The organism is Desulfitobacterium sp. LBE (assembly GCF_007830365.1).
Taxonomy (GTDB): domain Bacteria; phylum Bacillota; class Desulfitobacteriia; order Desulfitobacteriales; family Desulfitobacteriaceae; genus Desulfitobacterium; species Desulfitobacterium hafniense.
The window spans coordinates 3,601,497-3,620,971 of sequence record NZ_VLKD01000001.1 but is presented as its reverse complement, the minus strand read 5'-3'; the positions used below and the strand labels follow the sequence as shown (position 1 = coordinate 3,620,971).

Annotated in this window: 16 protein-coding genes and 1 pseudogene; 3 read left to right on the top strand and 14 right to left on the bottom strand. The window is 47.1% G+C overall.

Going from position 1 to position 19,475, the window contains the following annotated elements:
- Positions 1 to 186 precede the first annotated feature (186 nt).
- From DESLBE_RS17235 to DESLBE_RS17200, 8 genes are all read right to left on the bottom strand, one after another.
- Positions 187 to 1,671, bottom strand: coding sequence for an ethanolamine ammonia-lyase reactivating factor EutA (locus DESLBE_RS17235; RefSeq protein WP_144677687.1), 1,485 nt, complete (start codon positions 1,669 to 1,671; stop codon positions 187 to 189).
- 59 nt (positions 1,672 to 1,730) lie between these two features.
- Positions 1,731 to 2,006 carry a BMC domain-containing protein gene (locus DESLBE_RS17230; protein ID WP_018307528.1) on the bottom strand — a complete coding sequence of 92 codons (276 nt, stop codon included), beginning with the start codon at positions 2,004 to 2,006 and terminating at the stop codon, positions 1,731 to 1,733.
- A gap of 212 nt (positions 2,007 to 2,218) precedes the next feature.
- On the bottom strand, positions 2,219 to 3,130 hold the full coding sequence (gene eutC / locus DESLBE_RS17225) for an ethanolamine ammonia-lyase subunit EutC (RefSeq protein WP_144678670.1): 912 nt from the start codon (positions 3,128 to 3,130) through the stop codon (positions 2,219 to 2,221).
- A gap of 15 nt (positions 3,131 to 3,145) precedes the next feature.
- A complete protein-coding gene (locus DESLBE_RS17220) occupies positions 3,146 to 4,510 on the bottom strand; it encodes an ethanolamine ammonia-lyase subunit EutB (RefSeq protein ID WP_144677686.1) in 1,365 nt (454 codons plus the stop codon).
- Between the two features lie 64 nt (positions 4,511 to 4,574).
- Positions 4,575 to 4,868, bottom strand: coding sequence for a EutN/CcmL family microcompartment protein (locus tag DESLBE_RS17215; protein ID WP_018212025.1), 294 nt, complete (start codon positions 4,866 to 4,868; stop codon positions 4,575 to 4,577).
- A 15-nt stretch (positions 4,869 to 4,883) separates the two neighbouring features.
- Positions 4,884 to 5,585, bottom strand: a complete 702-nt coding sequence (locus DESLBE_RS17210; protein WP_018212024.1) for an ATP-binding protein — start codon at positions 5,583 to 5,585, stop codon at positions 4,884 to 4,886.
- Between the two features lie 12 nt (positions 5,586 to 5,597).
- Positions 5,598 to 6,245, bottom strand: a complete 648-nt coding sequence (eutL, locus tag DESLBE_RS17205; RefSeq protein ID WP_011462275.1) for an ethanolamine utilization microcompartment protein EutL — start codon at positions 6,243 to 6,245, stop codon at positions 5,598 to 5,600.
- 43 nt (positions 6,246 to 6,288) lie between these two features.
- Complete coding sequence (locus tag DESLBE_RS17200; RefSeq protein ID WP_018212023.1) at positions 6,289 to 6,732, bottom strand: EutP/PduV family microcompartment system protein; 444 nt, start codon at positions 6,730 to 6,732, stop codon at positions 6,289 to 6,291.
- Positions 6,733 to 7,056: 324 nt separating this feature from the next.
- Here DESLBE_RS17200 and DESLBE_RS17195 point away from each other — a divergent pair, with 324 nt between their 5' ends.
- Complete coding sequence (locus DESLBE_RS17195) at positions 7,057 to 7,971, top strand: LysR family transcriptional regulator (RefSeq protein WP_005815333.1); 915 nt, start codon at positions 7,057 to 7,059, stop codon at positions 7,969 to 7,971.
- A gap of 72 nt (positions 7,972 to 8,043) precedes the next feature.
- On the opposite strand, the gene DESLBE_RS17190 is transcribed toward DESLBE_RS17195, so the two are convergent.
- From DESLBE_RS17190 to DESLBE_RS17170, 5 genes and pseudogenes are all read right to left on the bottom strand, one after another.
- Positions 8,044 to 10,026, bottom strand: a complete 1,983-nt coding sequence (locus DESLBE_RS17190; RefSeq protein WP_058490416.1) for an alkaline phosphatase family protein — start codon at positions 10,024 to 10,026, stop codon at positions 8,044 to 8,046.
- Between the two features lie 332 nt (positions 10,027 to 10,358).
- Positions 10,359 to 11,831, bottom strand: a pseudogene (locus tag DESLBE_RS27090) (trimethylamine methyltransferase family protein).
- 30 nt (positions 11,832 to 11,861) lie between these two features.
- The gene (locus DESLBE_RS17180; protein ID WP_144677685.1) at positions 11,862 to 13,277 is read right to left on the bottom strand and encodes a trimethylamine methyltransferase family protein; all 1,416 of its coding nucleotides are present in this window, start codon (positions 13,275 to 13,277) and stop codon (positions 11,862 to 11,864) included.
- Positions 13,278 to 13,303: 26 nt separating this feature from the next.
- On the bottom strand, positions 13,304 to 14,107 hold the full coding sequence (locus DESLBE_RS17175; protein WP_005815324.1) for a methyltetrahydrofolate cobalamin methyltransferase: 804 nt from the start codon (positions 14,105 to 14,107) through the stop codon (positions 13,304 to 13,306).
- 20 nt (positions 14,108 to 14,127) lie between these two features.
- On the bottom strand, positions 14,128 to 14,760 hold the full coding sequence (locus tag DESLBE_RS17170; RefSeq protein WP_005815322.1) for a corrinoid protein: 633 nt from the start codon (positions 14,758 to 14,760) through the stop codon (positions 14,128 to 14,130).
- 258 nt (positions 14,761 to 15,018) lie between these two features.
- Here DESLBE_RS17170 and DESLBE_RS17165 point away from each other — a divergent pair, with 258 nt between their 5' ends.
- Together DESLBE_RS17165 and DESLBE_RS17160 are read left to right on the top strand one after the other, a co-directional pair.
- Complete coding sequence (locus tag DESLBE_RS17165) at positions 15,019 to 16,470, top strand: sigma 54-interacting transcriptional regulator (protein WP_144677684.1); 1,452 nt, start codon at positions 15,019 to 15,021, stop codon at positions 16,468 to 16,470.
- Between the two features lie 255 nt (positions 16,471 to 16,725).
- Positions 16,726 to 17,925 carry an ATP-binding protein gene (locus tag DESLBE_RS17160; RefSeq protein ID WP_144677683.1) on the top strand — a complete coding sequence of 400 codons (1,200 nt, stop codon included), beginning with the start codon at positions 16,726 to 16,728 and terminating at the stop codon, positions 17,923 to 17,925.
- 243 nt (positions 17,926 to 18,168) lie between these two features.
- Here the strand turns inward: DESLBE_RS17160 and lysA are convergent, their stop codons facing one another.
- Entirely contained in the window at positions 18,169 to 19,419 is a 1,251-nt protein-coding gene (gene lysA, locus DESLBE_RS17155; RefSeq protein WP_144677682.1) for a diaminopimelate decarboxylase, read from the bottom strand.
- Positions 19,420 to 19,475: the final 56 nt, after the last annotated feature.

The window sequence follows — 19,475 nt, the reverse complement described above, 5'->3', positions numbered from 1 at the left end:
GGAACACAGCAGGCCTGGCTCATCAGGAGAGCCAGGCCGCCACGAGTCATTTTTTACATCCATTAAGTCACTACTACTTCCTCTAAGCATAATTGACTCAATGCAGAATACCCCCTTATCCTGAGGGGTACAATTGTTTAAGGGTTCTCATCCTCTGCCGGTGTCACCCGCGGCATGGGATTTTATTTACAGCTTCTTGGTATCGAAGACAAGGGTCTTCATGACCACAGGGATAACGCGCCCCCCCATAAGGGGTTTGCCAATATCAATATAATCGCAATTCTCCAGGCAGAGTTGGTCGATACAAATCAATTCTCGGTGTTTCCCGCACAGGGCCGTCAGACATTGACCAAGAATCTTGCCGCAGTCCTTTTCAATAATCAGAATTAAAGGCTTATCCCCAGCAATAAATTCATCTACCCCCAGCACAATGCCTTTGGCTAAGGTTTGGATGTCCAGAAAGGAAAGGGTTCTCGGGCCTTGAAAAGCCAGGGCAAGGTGTTGCGTTTGCCCTTCCGTGTAGAGAAGGGAAACGCTCTTTCTCACAAAATCCCCTATTTCTTCAGCAGCAGCGGGGATTCCAGCAGACCCCTCCGAAAAGGGCTTAGCCACTAAGATATTTCTAAGGGGCAAACTCGTTTGTCCTTGCACATGGACCGTACTGCCGCTCAGGCTGATGGACTGTGTACCGGTTCCAATCACCGTGGCTCTGACCGTTTCCAGGGGCTTTATCAGGGCGAAGCCTGCGGCAATTATTTTTTCTCTTAACATCCAGCCCAGTAACGGACCCATATCCCCGAAAACGCTGACCTCTTCCATAGAACGGGGCGGTGAATCTTTGTAGACGTAATCGGCGACTCCCCCGGATACCATGATGCTGCCCAGAGGATAGTTTAAAGACAAAGGGGGCGCCATCAAAAGTTCGCCAGTTAATTGAGAAAGGTTTTTGCTCAGGATAACTTCGGCAATGGACTGGGCCATCAGCCCAGCAATCTCCCTTAAGTGCTCCAGTTGAATGGCTTCTCCCACCCTGATCCTGCGGCCCACAGCCTTGAGTATGGATTGCATCGGCTCAGCGATATAAGTAACTCTATCTCCCCGAGGCTCAATTTCCAGCAGACGCCCCCCTACATTCAGACAAGTGGTATCAATCGCCTGACCCTCCCGGAATACGGCGAAATTCGAAGTTCCGCCGCCCACATCGATATTGACAATCTCCTGATGCTTTTCAGCCGAATATGCCGCGGCACCCGATCCTTTGCCCGCATAGATCGACTCCAGGTTGGGACCGGCGGCGGCGACCACAAAATCTCCGGCAAAGCCAGCCAATACGTCTAACAGCGCTTTGGCATTTTCCTTTTTGGCGGTTTCCCCTGTAATAATAACCGCCCCGCTGTCAATGTCCCGGGGGGTCACGGCCGCTAACCGATATTCCTCTTCAACCAGGCGGGAAATCTCCTCCCCATTGATAAGGTGATGCTCCAAAAGCGGCGTTAAATGGATTCGACTCCGATGAATCACTTCTTTAGCGGTGATCGACACACGTGGAACCAGGGTAACGCTGGCGGTATTTTCAATGGTGAGGCGACTTAAGACCAATTGAGTGGTTGTGGTCCCAATATCGATTCCCACACTCGTTATGATTTGACTATCTGACCGGCTCATCAGCACACACCTACGTTCTCCTTAGGATACAACAATTATGATATAACAAACCCTTGCTATCATGGCTAGTTTATTTTGGGAAGAATCATTTCCAGCTCAGGGTGAGGTCTGGGAATGACATGTACCGAGAGCAGCTCTCCGACACGTTCAGCTGCGGCCGCACCGGCATCTGTCGCCGCTTTGACCGCACCCACATCTCCCCGCACCATAACGGTGACTAAGCCGCCCCCAACACGAGTCTTGCCGATTAAAGCCACGTTTGCTGCTTTAACCATAGCGTCGGCTGCTTCAACAGCTCCCACCAGCCCTTTGGTCTCAATCATGCCCAATGCATCGCTCATAAGAAATTCCTCCCTTGCTTCTTATCATTAACCTAATCGTTAACCTAATCCTTACCCTGGTGTCCCGTCCCACTGAGCATTCGGTTCACTGCTTGCCTAAATTACCATCTGCTTCATTGTCGTCTGTCATCGTAGTACCACTTTGACTCCTTCCTCCGCCCAGCAGACTGAAAAATGAGGCATGGCCTTAATTCCGTTAACCAGACCGGACACTAGCCGTTAAGACGCACCCCGCTTGCCCTTGCTTTAAGAATCTGCTTAATCACATCCGCCAGATGGGCGCCGGCCTCGGCCGGCGGAATTCCACCTTTATGAATGTTGGATATTACGGTTCTGTCCGCTTCCACAGTTGTTTCATCAGGACGATAGATCATGTAAGCGCTGAGACTCTCGGCTGTTCCCAGGCCAGGGCGTTCTCCGATTAGGGAAACAACCACGTCCGCATTCACAAGGTTAGCCACCTGATCTTGAACCCAAACCCGGCCATATCTGACAAAAAAGGGGGCGCCTGTCTTTATGCCTGAGACGGCAAGCCCTTGAGTTAAGGCAGGCAGGAGGTCGGGAATATTGGCTTCAATAGCGCTGGAACTTAATCCGTCAACGACGATAATCTGCACCTGAATATTTTTCTCACATTTCTGGGTAATGGTTTGGAGCGATTCCTCTGAAAGGCGTCTGCCCAATTCAGGATGGGTAAGAAATTCTTCTTTATTCCGCGCTGAACTTTGCACGGCAAAAAGATTCATCCGGCTTAAAAATTCAGGAGAAACATCCGCAAACACAGCATCCTGGGCAACTGCATGGTCGGCCAGAAATTTTAATAAGGAAGCGGTTTTCATTCTCGCCCCTGCTCTGCCAATGCCAATCCGGGCCGGGGTCGTTGCTTTCATGGCCTTAATCGCCTCTAAATTAGCCGGTTTAGACACCAACACTTCATCGGCCGACATAAGCGTGACCATGTCTTCCTGCCCAAGCTCATGGGCAGGAGTATCCTTTAAGCCCTTGGATATCAGGGTCTCCTTTTCCCCAGGAAGATTCTTTGCAGAAAAAGATGACCCTTCTTTTAACAACTCATCCAGAATGCCTTGTAGTATTCTTTCTAACTCCTTTTCAGCTGTATGCATCATTCTACCTCCCTTCTACTTATCGAAAATAGACGGATCCCCCGCCCGTTCTGTAAGCTGTCCATTCTCCATGATTCCCATCTTCTCCAGCCACTTCTCGAACTCAGGCAAGGGACGCAGGCCAAGAATTTCACGGGTTGCGGCATCATCATGATAGCTTGTATCCTGATAGCTGAGCATAACATCGTCCCCTCCGGGAAGACCCATAAAATAATTAGCGCCCGCCATAGCGCAGAGCAGCGTGGCAATTTCCTGATCATTTTGATCCGCTTTCATGTGATTGGTGTAACAGGGAGCGATCCCCATAGGCAAACCATGGAGCTTACCCATAAACAAATCTTCCAGATCGGCCCGGATGACTTCCCGGCCCGAGTAAATCGTCTCCGGTCCGATAAATCCCGATACATTATTGAGCAGGAAAGGCCGGTAATGGCGCCCAAATCCATAGGTTCTGGACTCTAAGGTCATCATATCCACACCATGGTGGGCAGCCAGGGAAATCTCCGATCCCTGACCTGTCTCGAAATACATTAAATTCGGCCCGGTGGCTGTTCCGTTGCGCTGGATAAGGGCAAAGGCTTCATCAATAAGCTCCTTGGAGATTCCAAAAGCCTCATTGGCCTTTTGGGTTCCTGCTATACTCTGAAAAACAAGATCAATGGGCACCCCTTTAGTGATCGCTTTCATTTGGGTGGTAATATGAGCAAGGACACAGTTTTGAGTTGGAATCTCCCATTGCTGCATAAATTCTTTGACCGTTTCCAGGAGCCGGGACAGAGTGTCCACATTATCTTCCACAGGATTAATCCCAATTACGGCATCCCCCGAGCCATAGGATAGCCCTTCTTTTAAGGACGCCATCACCCCTTCCACTGAATCAGTGGGATGATTGGGCTGGCAGCGGAAGGCTAACGTTCCCGGAATGCCGATGGTGGTATTGCAATGGGCCTGATGCCGCATTTTTTTCGAACCATAGACCAGATCCATGTTGGACATCAGTTTGGCAACGGCGGCTATCATTTCGCTGGTTAAGCCGCGGCTGATGTGATTGAGATGGCTGCCTGTGGTGCTGTGATCGAGAATATACTCCCGAAGCTGACCCACTGTCCAACCCTTCATTTCCTGATAGATCCTTAAGTTAAGCCCATCATAAATCACCCGGGTTACTTCGTCTTCTTCATAAGGCAGAACCGGATGGTTATAAAGATCCTCGAGGGTAAGGTTGCTTAAGACCAGTTTAGCGGCCACCCGTTCCGAAGCGGATGTTGCCGCTATGCCAGCCAAAACATCACCGGATTTCTCCTCATTTGCTTTAGCCAGAACTTCTTTAAGGTCTTTAAAAGCAAAGACCTTATGATATACCTTCGCCTTCAAAATCACGAAGCCTTCCTCCCATCTCTCCTTTAATCGTCAGGATTATATAGCCGACAGTCATCCAGCCGGCTCACCCTTGGAACGTTTCTTTGTCAATGATCCCGATAACCACAGCATCGATGGGAGCACGCTGATCCTCCAGGCTTTGCCGAGCCGATGAACCGCTGGCGATCATGACAATTTCCGTTTCTCCTGCTCCGATGCGATCGGCTGCAATCAGGGTATTTCCGTATTGTTTAAAGCGGGGTCTCCCGCTCTCTTCATACGTTAAGGTCACCGGTTGTACCACAAGGAATTTAAAACCTTTTAAAGCTTCTTCTTTTCGTGTTGACCAGACATTCCCCAAAACATAGGCCAAGATCATGACTGCTCCTCCGTCTTACGCCTTAATTTGTTGCTCACACGCCAAGACATAGAATGCGCTTGACAGGCGATTAAGCGCCTGAACAAGATCAACCCGGCTGCACTCCCCATTCGTATCCGTAAAGGCCCGGTTAGCGTACAGTTCTACTTCGCGGATTTTAGCCCTGAGTTGGTGGAGCTTGATGACAGTCCCGCCCTGCTTATAGCTCAGGGGGGAATGTGACACGCCATAATATTGATGGGGATAATGAGAACGTTCCCTGATCTCCTCCGAAGTTAGTCCCCAAAGGGTTTTAAATTCGAAGGGCTGTCTTTTGACTTCGGCCGCCATAATATCCCGGGCAAAGGCTGCCACTTCCTCTAACTTTTTAACTAATTCCAACTCCCCCATGGCCTGAAAGCCTATTTGAGTATCGATCAGCAGGGTTTGAAAAAGATCCAGTTGTCCACGCAGAGCAATGACCGGATGATTTTTGCTGACCAGTTCATTTTGATATAAATGGGTCATTTGTTCCGGCTTGCCGCCTTTTAAATTAGTTTTTTGGGGTAAAGCCTTTTTAACTGCTGTTCCTGCCTTGTCTTCCAGTTGAATCTGTATTTGTTTGGAGCGGGCAAAATCCCGTGCTAAAGGTGTGAGCACACTCCCTTCCGGAAGTGTGATGATTGTCCCTTTGGTCTTTTGCCAGACTTCCCGCAGCTCCCTTTCTGTGATGATCATGCCGCCACCCCTTTAATACTTCATTCCGTTTTCGGCTACATCGATGACCGCTCGTTGGAAATCCTCACAGGCAGCCCGGCAGGCGCTTTGCGTACCCGTCAGCAAGGCACCGCCGAAGTTCGTTTCGGTAGGCGGACCATAAAGCACTTTCATCGCCACATCAGCCGCTTTGAGGGCGGCATCTATACCATAGATAGCCTCCAGGGGAGGGGCGATCAAATAGGCAAGGGGTTCACCTTCAGGAATCCCGGCTATTTGGGAAAGATAGCTCCCCGTACTGGAGATTGTATGAGGAAACCACGCGGTTTTCCCCCCATCATGGCTATAGAAAAAAGCTTCATTTTCCAAATAAGCAATGCACGCGTCAATCCCTGCCCGCACATCGGCGGGATTGGCAGCAGCCAAGATGCCGATGACTTCCCCGGAGCGGGGCCCGGAGGCATGAGCCGCCCCCGCATAAAAGCTCTTGGCATAAACCACGGCGACATCGGCCTTTTTCGTGGCCTCATCCAAAGCAACATAAGTCGAATCGTCTATGTTGCAAGTGATCATGCCTATGGATCTTTGATATTGAGCTAAACCGAGCTGGCCGGCCAGTTCCGGTGCTACATTGGGAATTAAACGGGTCGCTAATACCTTGGGTTTAACAGCCTCTATCATCTAAAATCCTCCTTTCTCTACAGTGCTTAATCGCTCATTCGCATTACCTAGATAAACACTCAATCCTTGTTCTTAGAACCTGGATATTCTTTTTATGGAGAGCCGAGATCTCATAAAAGGGCTGAGCAATCCCCGCATTGTTCAAGAAAGAGCGGGCAGCTTCTAAATTGGCCTGGGGTAAATCGATCTTGGTGATCACGCCGATGACCGGTTTACGAAAAACGCGGACAAACTTCGGAGGATAAGTCGAATAGGTCTTCGTAGCATCCTGCAGCGCCCAAATTTCCGAAACTTGATGGCTGAGATCGATAATCACATGATAGTAACGGGGAATCTCCAGATACTCCCCAGGGCAATCGATAAAAACTTCACTAAAGTTCAATGCTTGGGTTTTTTGATAGATCAGGGGCAGATCGCTTAAAGCTTGTTTAAGGGTCGTTTTGCCTGTGCCAACGCCGCCGATCAGCAATATTTTTGAATCATGCATTAGCTTCTCGTCACTTTCGCTGCATTTCTAAGCATATCTTTTGGAAATTACTGAAATATATAACTATTCTTGCAAGTCACTTTTAGTCCTGATATAATTATTTTTGATATACTAGTGGTCTGTAATATCTAAAGGTTTAGGTGATCCGCCGAGAAAAACTTTCGCAGGGGAAGGCGAAGGAAAGAGTAATACTGGACGTATTGCGATTGACGACAACGAAGCCCTGCGGAAATTTGGCCGGCGGGAACCAAATTCTTAGGTGTTACAGACCACTGGCGCATGCTATTGCTTTTAGCTCAATACATTAAGGTAGTGTGATATTATATGAGATTGGAACAACTCTATCATCTCGTTGAAGTTGCCAAATATAATTCCATATCCATAGCGGCAGAACGCATCTATATCACTCAGCCTGCGGTTAGTGCATCCATCAGCAAGCTTGAAGATGAGTTGGGAGTCCTCTTATTTAAGCGGACCACCAAGGGGGCCTACCCAACGGACATTGGCCAAACCATTATTGAAGCTGCCGAAGAAATACTGCAAAAAGTCGATTTTATTAAAGAGTTGGCCAACACCTCCGCCTTAGCTGGAAATGTCACCATCGCGACCATCCCCAGTATGTGTGATAAAATCATGCCCCATGTCTTGTCTTTTTTGAAAGAAGCTCATCCAGGCATCAGTGTTTCCCTGCACGTTGGCGAGTCAATCCAGGTATTAAACCATATTCAGTCCGGGACGGCGGATATTGGCATCGTCATTATGACTGAAGAAATTCAAGAGAAAAACATTTATTTTGAAAAGCTCTTTCATGATGAATTTCTCATCTATGTCGGAAAAAACTCTCCTCTTGCCAACAAGCAATCCGTCACTCTCCAAGAAGCCCTTGAATATCCGGTTGTAGCCTATAATGATGAATTTTCCAGAAATAACGGAGGCATCACCAGTCTCTTAAAAAAATATTCTTCACCTAAAATTTCATTTCGTTTTGATAACTTCGAAATGATCAAACGAACCGTTTCCCAAGGAACCTTTATCTCATTTTTCCCTAAGTTTATGTCGAAAAACGATGTCTATCAGTTGTCCCATGAAATTGTTCCCATAGCTATTCAAGATGTTACTTTAGATATAACGATTGCTTTAATATGGGCTAAGCGCCACGTCTTTTCTGCCGCTGAGAAGGAATTTATCGCCATTCTTAAATCCTTTTGTGAAGAAACCATCGTTGAAGACTGTTCTTAAAAGACCCTGTTCAGAAATGGGTCGGAGAACTCCCCGGGAAATCGGCAATTTCCCGGGGAGTTTTAGCTTTATTCAGTCTGCAAGGGATTGATAAATTACGCCGCCTTCCACATCATGAGCCATCGGAGCGCCGGCTAAATGGCAGAGTGTTGGCACAACATCGACGATGCGAACCCGGCGATTGATAACCTCACCCTGTTTCACTCCCGCGCCCGCCATCATAAAGAGGCATTTTAAAGAGTATCCATTCAGACTCATATTGCTTAACCCATTGCCATGGGTTCTGTTAAATTCGGGCTCCATCATATAGAAGATATCTCCGCAGTGGGGGCCTCCCATATTTAAGTACTCCATATCCGACCGATTCAAGGCTAAGCTGATCACCCGCTTGCCCGTTTGCGGATCTCTGTAGGCGTATAAATCGTCAATGATCCTGCGAACAAGGTCATCATAATCTTTAGGATCCACTATCCCCTGAGGGTCTCTTCCTTTGAGATTGATGTAAATATAGGTGGCACGCTGGGCAACAGCCTGGGTATTCTCCCAATCGATTTCCACTTTACCTTTGACTTCTTTAAGCTTGGTGTAGCCCAATTCCCCCAGTACACCCACATTAAATCCCCACATATCCCCGATCAAGGGATGAATGATATGACGATCTCTGCCAATGGCCGCGTGATCGGAAGCGATCACCACCGTTGTCTCCTCATCGAATAATTTCATCATTTTGCCAATATAAGTATCCGTTATCTGGTACATTTTGAGTATAATCGCCTGATAGCGCTCATAATTCGGTGTTGTGGCCGGTATGGTATAATCGAGATAGAAATGATTCAGCATATCAATACCGTGAATATGGCTGCAGAAGAGATCCCATTCCTTATGTTTCAGGAGATATTCCTGAGCTTTGACCTGCCATTGATACATTTCTTCCATGGTCTCCAGGACGATGGTATCCGCAATATCATTATGACGATCAAAGTTCGAGGGCTGCATCATCGGGCCCACCGCTTTGTACAGTTCCTCACCGATTTCCAGAGGGCTGAAATAGTTTTGCGGCTTCAGGTCCAGAGCAAAAGAGTAATAGAACTTCATACTCCTGCCCTCGGCAGCCAATTCTACCAGCTTGACTTTATAGGCAACCGGTTTGCTTTCCCCTTTATAATGGTAACTGTCATAGATCCAATCACTCCACCCATTGATCACCACCTCACCGATGGGCTTTTCATCCTGCTTATTCACAAATATCTGCAATTTATTGTAGTTCTTTTCATCATCGGCGACGATTAAGCCATAGCGCCTTGTCTGGCCCTCATTCACAGTGAGCACGACTTCCTTGGCCCCGGCCGGTGCCTTGGCCCACCCCTGGGCCGCCTTGATCGGGGCAATAACGCGGTCGCATTTTGCCGAATCGGCTTCCTCTTCACTTCCCCCTTCTGCCGTGACGCAGCCGGGGTGCTGATACCCAAAGCCGTCAAAATTCTTGATCTCTGCTTTCAGCTCCGAAACCTCGCCCTCAACGCGGCAATCCGTACCGCTAAGGTCAGCTTCATGAGGTATTACCTGAATGGGAAAATCACCTTCGCTGCATTCAAAAATCTTTTCGTAGTCGATATAACCTCTAAGGTTACTGAACATGCTGGTGCCATCCACAACAATAGCATTAGGGTTGGTTGGGGGCCATGAGGTGGGATAATTGAAGATAATACTCTTTTTGCCAGCCCGATTGAAGGCATCCCAGATATACTCCGCCTTACAAAGCTCTGAATTCCAGCCAAAGTCCAGGATGTCCAGGGGATTTCCCAGCGTATGGTTCCAGAAGCAGGTAATGCCATGGGTATTTGGCCAGGCTCCCGTTGCCAGGGAAGCCCAGTTCGGGGGGGTAATCGTGGGCAAAGCCCCCTGCATACCGAGATCCTCGGTCACAACACCCGATTCCATGAACTTTTGGAAATTGGGTAATTTACCTTCCGCAATCAATTTCTTCATGAACATCGGATCAGCGCCATCTAAACCAAGCAACGCAATTTTTTTAGCTTTTCCGTAGCATTTCATTTTCTTTCCTCCTGTTTCATCGATTGTCCATCTTAGAAATATTTAATATATCAGGAAATCGACTTTCATGTTATTATTTTCACTAACCACTTTGGGGGGGCACCTCAGTTAAATAACTTTGTTTCCTTTATCCCTTCCCTTCTTAAATATATAATCAAAATATCCTATGTTTAAATATAATTATTCTATGAGCAAAGTATATCCCATGGCCGATCCGTTGTAAAATTACTCATATTTATATGGCCTATAAATACCGAATACTTATTAAAAGTTTTCCTAATGAACCACTAAAGGAAGCCCTGTTCCTTTAGTGGTTCATTGTTAAGCAATCATTATATCAATGATCTGGCAACTCCATATTCATCCTCAGTCTCCTCCACGATCGAGCGCAGCGTGGCCGCTATCTTTTCCGGCAGAGGCTCAGGGGTATAATTCTCCAGTATGGAGATGGCCTCCTCATAGGCTCTTTGGGTGAAGTCTTTGGCCCCGGCAGCCAGCCAATTCTCCCTCATCGACCGGTCTACGAGCTTGCTCTGGGACTGTGTTCTCATATGGGCATAGGTATGATCTTCGCTAATGAAGTTGCCAGCGGTACCTACCGACTTGATAACATCCACTGCGAGGGTCTCGTCCGTAACACTGATCCCACCGACCGCCTTTTTAATCATCCTGGCCATCTCATTATCCATCAACATTTGAGCATAATCAAAGGTGATGCCGAGTTCCAGCATACCGGCGCCATAAATCAGATTGGCACCGGCTAAGGCGGTTAAGAACCCAGTCAGAGTAAATTCATGACTTGCCTGGGCATCGGGAATCTTGCTGTCTACCTATCCACCGGCAACCCAGCTGGGCAAATTATAATATTGGGCCAGTTTCGCCACTCCGGCATTGATCATGCCCAGTTCAGGGGAACCCACCGGCGCAGTCATATTTTTCATATCCATAATCGTTGTGGAACTGCCGTAGAGAACAGGTGCCCCCTTGCTGGTCAGCTGGCTGAGCACGATGGCCCCCAGCACCTCACAATTATGAGTAACCAAGGTTCCCGCCAAAGTGATGGCAGACGTCGCTCCGGACATTCCCATCGATAACATATTGACCGGAATACCTGCCCGCGCGCCCTCGATAATGACCTCAGAAGCATGATTAACTATCTGCAGGGGACTGGTTGGACAAATATTGCAGGAGAAAAGGGGCCGTTCCCGCAGCTTATCCTCGCCACCGGCGACGGCCGCCGCCATCTTTAAAACCTTCTTAAAATTGCGCCCGCCTTCAACACCTATAAACACATGTTTGGAAGTGTTGTTAAAAATGACTTCTGCATTATGCACAACCGCCACACTGGGATGAATATCCTGTGGCGCCACCGGTCTCAGCACCGCATCCATCTGATCCATGGCATCACAGAAGCGGGTGATATTGGCCACATCCCGCCTTGTGGTTTTCCTGTACTCTTTCGTGTAGGGATCAATGATGGAAACACCTTCACCAAAGTTGATAAAACCAACCCGTTTGCCTCCCAAAACAATATCATTTTTGGGATTTCTCCCCGCCAGCAAAAGGATGCTTGGAGCGGAGCTTAGTGCCTCCTCCACTAAATATTGGGGTATCTTTACTACCTTCGTTTTAAAGTCAACTCTGGCGCCGCCTTCAGAGAAAATCTCCAAGGCTTCCTGGCTTTCGATTTTTAGTCCTGTATACTCCAAAACCTCAAGGGTACTGGTGTGGATGGCATAGAGTTCTTCATCGGAAAATCCGGCAAGCCCAAAGCCTTCCACCCGGGCAACGCCCGCCTGAACCATTGATCTCAACCTGGCCACCTCCTTAAATTATTAACGTCTAACTTTTTGGATATAGGACTTAAGCATTTTATCCGTTTCCGGATCGAGGAACGTCTCAGGAGCATTCCGCAAAATTTCTTTAAATTTGCGGTTAGCTCTCATGCCAATATCCTCCGACCCGGCATTTTCCCAATCCGCGTAGGATTCCCAGTCTGCCAAAGTCGGGGTCCAAAGGGAGCGGAAATGTTCAAATGTACTCATTTCAACCAAATAATTTCCCGAATGTCCGACACTTTGAATAATATCCACTGCCAAAGCAGCATCCGACGTATCGATTCCAGCTTTGACCCGCCTGACCCGGCTGATCATCTCTTCATCAATGACAAATTTTTCATAAGATGTGGCCATGATGGCATCCAAGACGCCCAGGCTTTGCACTGTCATATGGGCCCCGCTGAGCATCCCCAGCATCAAGCTTTGCATGGTCTCATAACCGGCCTGGCAATCCAATACCTTGGCATGGGTAATGCCCGCCATCGTTCTGGTCGGCAAATGGTAATAGTCCAGCCCCATCTGCAAACTGGCCGTATTGATCAGCATGGCTTCAGGTGCCCCGGCAGCATAGGTTGCCGCCTTCATATAGCCTGTGGTGGATGCCACGGAATAAACGACGGGCACTCCGGGATTGATCAGCTGCGCCAAAACCAAACCGGCGAGAATCTCTACATTTTGCAGAACAGCCGTGCCCAGAAGTGTTATGGGACCGCTCACCCCCGCAATAATGCACGGTGCTAAAAGCAAGACCTGATTCCTCTTCACATACTCGATCATCGTTTCCAGAGTCTCCGTCCCATACCCCAAAGGACTGAGGGGATTGACCAGTACAGAGGTATAGTGTTTATCCGCAAGATTACCGCCTACTGCTATTTCGATCAGATCCAATTGTTCACGAACCTCTTGGCCATCCGCGCAAAACCCGATATTCGGTTTATCCGTGTTTTTCAAAATTTCATACATCATGGCATGATACTTGTCTTTAGGCGCGACATCACTGGGATCAACCGGAATTGAGCCGACAAGATCAACCACGGGGCTGGCCTGGCATAGTTTTTGAATATTAGCGTAATCCTCCAAAGTTGCCTTGCGCCGTCCCTGATCCAAATCCTGAATATAAACCGGCCCGACATTAGGCTGCACCAGCATTCCTTCGCCCACTGTAACTGAATGGCGATCATTTCTGGCTTGCATTCTAAAGCTTTTCGGTGCAGTTTCCAGGGCCTTAGCCACCATTGCTTCGGTAATGAATACTGTCTTGTTTGCTATTTTGGCACCATGGGTTCGGAAAATATCTAAGGCTTCATCACTAAGCAAAACCACCCCTGTCTCTCTGAGGATCTTTAATGAGGCCTCATGGACCCGCACCAGATCTTCCTGAGACAGTACTTCCAACTTTGATTTAAGTGCCATTCCTTCCCTCCATTCGATGCTACAGCTTAACTGCCCTCATACAGCCCGTTGCGATGGGCCGTCAGGTAGTTCATGCAATACGCATCCTGTCCCAATAAAGCCTGAGCTGCTGCAATCGTCCCCATCATTCCCTTGTCCGTTGGATTCAGGATGTAGCCATCCATGCCCAAGGTCATGGTTTGCACGACAAACAGGCGATTAAGCACTTTGCGGTTAGGAAGACCAAAAGAAACATTGCTCAAGCCGCACATAAAGTGAACATCAGGATAGTGGGCTTTTATAGCTTTAATCGTTCCCAGAACTTCCTCTCCGGCGGTATTTACCGTACTGATGGGTTTTACCAAAGGATCGAAATAGATATCCTGATCCGGTATCCCACTTTCTTTCAACTTCCCATACAGGCTTTCCACCACCCGCATCCGATCCTCGGTTGTTTCCGGCATGCCTGTATCATCCATACACAAAGCAACTAATTTGGCTTTGTATTTCTGGGCAAGAGGGAGAACCGCTGCAACCCGCTCCTTCTCATCTGTAATCGAGTTAATCATCGGCTGTCCGAACTTGCAAAGAGATAAGCCCGCCTCCAGAGCTTTCGGGTCAGGACTGTCAATACAAAGGGGCGCTTCCACAACCTCCTGGATTGCATTGACAAGCCACTCCATGATTTCAACTTCGTTATAGACCATCGTGCCGCAGTTCACATCAATGTAATTGGCACCGGATTCTGCCTGTTCCTTAGCAATTTTTTGGATATAGGCCTTATCTCTTTTTTCTACTGCTTCGTTAATGGCCTTGCGGCTGGTATTGATCAATTCACCAACAATTAACACACCGTACCTCCTCTCTCTATTTAATTCAAAAATCCTTTGGCCATATCTTTGGCGGCCATAGCATCGGCACAGTACCCATCCGCTCCGATTTCATCCGCGAAATTTTGCGAAACAGGTGCGCCGCCGATCATCACCTTAACCCGATCACGAAGCCCCGCTTCAGCAATCAGATCGATAGTACCCTTCATGTTCAGCATCGTCGTTGTCAGCAGGGCGGATAAACCTACTACTTGAGCATTGTGTTCTTGAATGGCTTCAACAAATTTAGCAGGTGATACATCGACACCCAGATCGACCACATTAAAGCCGCCGCTTTCTAAAATCATGACCACTAAATTTTTGCCAATATCATGCAGGTCCCCTGCCACTGTTCCGATAACGATGGTTTTAGATACCGCCGTTTCTTTCCCCGCGATCAAGGGTTTTACTAACTTCATCCCTTCACCCAGAGCGCGGGCACACATCATAACTTCAGGTACATACATCTCTCCCGCCTTGAATTTAGGAGACACAATATCCATACCCGCTAAAAGGCCATCCGATATGATCGCAAAAGGATCGGCACCATGATCGAGCATGCTCTGAGTCTTCTCCTTCACCGAAGCGGCATTTCCCTGGAAAACAAGTTGGGCCAATTGGGCAAAATCACTCATTTTCAAAACTCCCTTTCAAAATATTCCCGGAATTCAATATGTTCCGCTATCGATTATATATAGCAAAAATCATGCCAACTTGCCAAATCGGGGATATTCGCCACTCCCTGTCCGGATTGCTCCGGCCACTGTACCCATTTCCATTTCCCGCCATAACTTTTGTGTATACTGGCCAGTAATAATAACTTCTTGACTTATTTTAACAATTCATTCAAACTCAAATTAAGTCAAGAGAACTTAATCACAAAGGAAAGGAGGATGAGCCTTATCATCGAACATAGAGTACATAGCGATTTTGATTTAGACAAAAGCAAACTGATAAAAATTCTTGAAAATTCTTTTGATGAAATTTTTGTCGTCAATAAGCACGGTATTGTGATCTATGTTAACGAAGCCTGTCAGAAAAATTATGACTTAAAGCCATCGGACGTCATTGGCAAAACGGTACATTATTTAGTCAGTGAAGGGTATTATACCCCGGCCATTGCCCCGCTGGTTTTTAAAACAAAAAAAGCCGTCACCCTTGAGCAGGAAACCAAATCCGGCCGGAAACTGCTCGTGACCGCTATCCCGGTATTTGATGAGCATAATGAACTTGATTTTATTGTCATGAATAGTCGCAATATTACGGAAATAGAACAATTGCGACAGGATTTAGAAAAAACAAAGGAGTATTACAAAACTCAAATTCAACAATTACGTCAAAAAGAGCTTTCGAACCAGGATGGATTAGTCTTCCAAAGTGAAAAAATGAGAGAATTTATGCACACTGCCCAAAGAATAGCTCCCTTTGACACTACTATTTTAATCTTAGGGGAATCAGGAACAGGAAAGAATCTGCTCGCCAAACAAATTCACACCATGAGCAACCGCAGGCACGAACCCTATATCTGCATAAATTGCGCAGCTATTCCGGAACAACTGCTGGAGTCTGAACTATTCGGCTATACAAAAGGGGCTTTTACAGGAGCTGAACGTTCAGGAAAGCCAGGACTGATCGAGCTCGCCCATAAAGGAACTCTCTTTTTGGATGAAATCGGGGAAATTCCTCTATCCCTTCAAGCAAAGCTTTTACAACTTGTCCAGGACCATACCTTTATACCCATAGGAGGAACGGAATCCAGGCAAGTGGACATTCGCATTATCAGCGCGACGAACTGTAATTTGCCGAAGTTAATTGAACAGGGCCGATTCAGATTAGACCTTTATTATCGATTAAATGTTATTGAAATTGAGATTCCTCCTGTGCGCGAGCGAAGTGACGATATTGTTCTTTTATTGCACTATTTTCTAAATAAATTTGACATCAAATATTCTACATCCCATTATTTCAGCGAGGAATGCCTGGCCGTTTTACAAAATTACCAATGGCCTGGAAATGTTCGGGAAATTGAACATTTGGTTGAACGCTTGGTGATTACCGTTTCAGAAAATTGCATTCTCCCTAAGCATTTACCGCTACCCAAACATGCTGCTATGCCTGAAGATACTGAAAAGAGTCCTTCCGCTCTAATGAAGACGGCACTTAACAAAGAATTAAGGGATGAATTCACTGAGTATTCCTTCAAGATTAAAGAAAGAGAAACCATTCTGGAGTTATATGAAGAATTAAGGAGCTCCTATAAAGTTGCCAGCATTTTAAAAATCAGCCAAAGCAAGGTATCGCGAATTGTGCGGACTTATTCAGAAAAGAACATGTCAAATTCTTAATTGAGACCGGGCGAAAAAAACCTTAAAACCTGTAATGACCGTCATCTTATCTGATAGGTGGCGATTTTTCCCTTGCATCCGGCAGGTAAGAGCCGCCACAGCCTCTGAGCCCGCGATACTGCCGGAACAGGCACGCCTTTTCCAAAATAACTGCCGAAAAAGCCTGGATAAAATTAAAGTTTTTAGGGAATTAAAATAAAAACTATCGATTACTCCAGAGTTTTTGGCTATACTATTCATAGAGGAGGCGATGCTATGATCCTTAGACCGCTCTATATGAACACACTGAAAGAATACCGGGACGTTCCGCTTGTCAAGATACTTGCGGGAATTCGCCGTTGCGGCAAATCCACCATCCTGGCCATGTTGCGGGACGACCTTTTGAAAAACGGCGTCCCTGCAGACCATATCATCAGCATGCGCTATACATCGGAGGATTTTGATGACGGCCTGACCGATAAGCAGATGTATAACGATATAAAAGAACAAATGAATGACAAAGAGCGCTATTATCTTTTGCTTGATGAGGTGCAGGAGATAGCGGGGTGGGAAAAAGCCATCAACAGCCTGCTTGAAGATTTCCAGACGGACATCTATGTTACCGGCTCAAATTCAAAACTGATGTCAAGCGAAATATCCACCTATTTGACAGGCAGATATATCTCTATCCCGGTGTTTACCCTTTCCTTCGCCGAATATCTGGAATTCAAGAAAGAAAGCATGTTAGCGAAAAAAGATCTTTTGAACGAGTACTTGCGCCTGGGGGGCTTTCCGATTGTGGCTGCCGGCAGCTTTGATGAGTCCTCCGCCTATCAGATCGTGGAAGGCATCTACCATTCCGTGATCACATACGACATCACCAAACGGCACAACATCACGAACTTCGCTTTGTTCAGCCGTGTTGTAAACTATATCCTTGAGAATGTCGGCAAAACCTTTTCCGCAAATGCCATCGTCAAGTTCCTGAAAAGCGAGGGGCGTGCTCTATCCGTTGAAACCGTATATAACTATCTGCAGTGGCTGGAAAAAGCTTTTGTCATCTATCGCTGCCAGCGCTATGATTTGCAGGGCAAGTCTGTATTAAAAACCCAGGAAAAATTCTATCTTGCGGATACCTCCCTCAAATACTGCATCATGGGATTCAACCCGAAATCCATAGCCGCAATGCTGGAAAACATGGTTTACTTTGAACTGCAAAGAAGAGGCTACAAGGTCTATATCGGTAAAAACGCAACAAAAGAAGTGGATTTCGTTGCGGTGCGGCGGGATGAGCGCATTTATATCCAGGTGTGCCGCCGGCTGCCGGAGGAGTCGGACAGAGAGTTGGCAAATCTTCTCAAAATAAAGGATCATTATCCCAAGTATGTTGTCACACTGGACGAATTCGCCGCAGGCAATATCAATGGCGTAAAATTTGTTCACCTGGCGGATTTCCTGTTAAGTGACGAGTATTAAGCCCCCGCTAAAAAGCCTGTGCTCTTGCGTTATAAACGCCTGGAGCACAGGTCTTTTAAATTACCTTTTGGGTCAACTTAGGTTGAAATATTCAGTTAAAAGGGCTTAATCTTTAAATGTGGTAAAAAATAGCTTACTGCTTTTTATATTTGTTAATGCGTTAGAGTATAATGGATATAAGCCGGGGCACAGCCTCGGTCTTTGCTCTTTTTACAAAAGCAGAACCCGCGCCCCGCTTAAGAACTATAGCTCACTGAAATCCAAGGTGGCAAAATAATCCTCCAGTGTTTCCGCCCGGCGGATCAGCTTCACACTGCCATCAGCCTGCAGCAATAACTCAGCATGACGCAGCTTGCCATTGTAGTTGAAGCCCATGGCATGCCCGTGAGCACCGGTATCATGAATCACCAGAATATCCCCGATCTCGATTCTGGGCAGTTCCCGGTCCACGGCAAACTTATCGTTGTTCTCACATAAGCTTCCGGTCACATCATAGATGTGGTCCTCAGGCAGGTCTTCCTTACCCATGACGGTGATATGGTGATAGGCGCCGTAGATTCCCGGGCGCATCAGATCGGACATGCTGGCATCGACACCGATATAATTTTTATACGTATCCTTGCGATGAAGGACTTTGGTCACCAAATAGCCATAAGGTCCCGTTATCATGCGGCCGCATTCCAGGCAGATGCGCAGGGGATCTAAGCCTTTGGCGACGATCTTCTCTTCGTAAACTTTGCGGACACCTTCTCCGATAGTTTCCAGATTGACCGGCTCTTGTTCCGGACGGTAGGGGATGCCGATTCCGCCGCCAAAATTCACAAATTCCAGGCGGATTCCCAGTTTTTCTTTCAGCTCTATGGCCAGATCAAACATCATCTCTGCTGTCTCGATGAAGAAATCCGGGTTCAGTTCATTGGAGATGATCATAGTATGGAGTCCGAAACGCTTCACCCCTTTGTCACGAACGATCTCGTAAGCCTGGAATAACTGTTCCTTGGTCAAACCATATTTGGATTCTTCGGGGTTGCCGATAATGGCATTCCCCGCCCGCAGAGAACCGGGATTATAGCGGAAGGAGAGCACCTCCGGCAGGCCGGTATGCTTTTCCAGATAATCAATATGGGTAATATCATCTAAATTGATGATCGCCCATAAATCCTTTGCTTTTTGAAATTCCTCAGCAGGGGTATTGTTGGAGGTAAGCATAATGTTCTCCTCGGTGATCCCCGCTTTTTCCGCCAGGATCAGTTCCGCCAAAGAACTGCAGTCGGCCCCGAAATCCTCTTCCCCCAGGATCTTCAGAATATAGGGATTAGGAAGAGCTTTGACGGCAAAATACTCCTTAAACCCCGGCGCCCAGGCAAATGCTGCCTGCAGTCTTTGGGCGTTTTTGCGAATGGCTTCCTCATCATAAATATGAAAAGGGGTACCATAGTCCTCCATGATCTTCTGCAACTGCTCTTGATTAAAAGGTAAGTTTTTTACTGCCATATTCTGATCCTCCCCTATATACTATAGACTACCCACCGCTAGAGATTTTAAAGTTT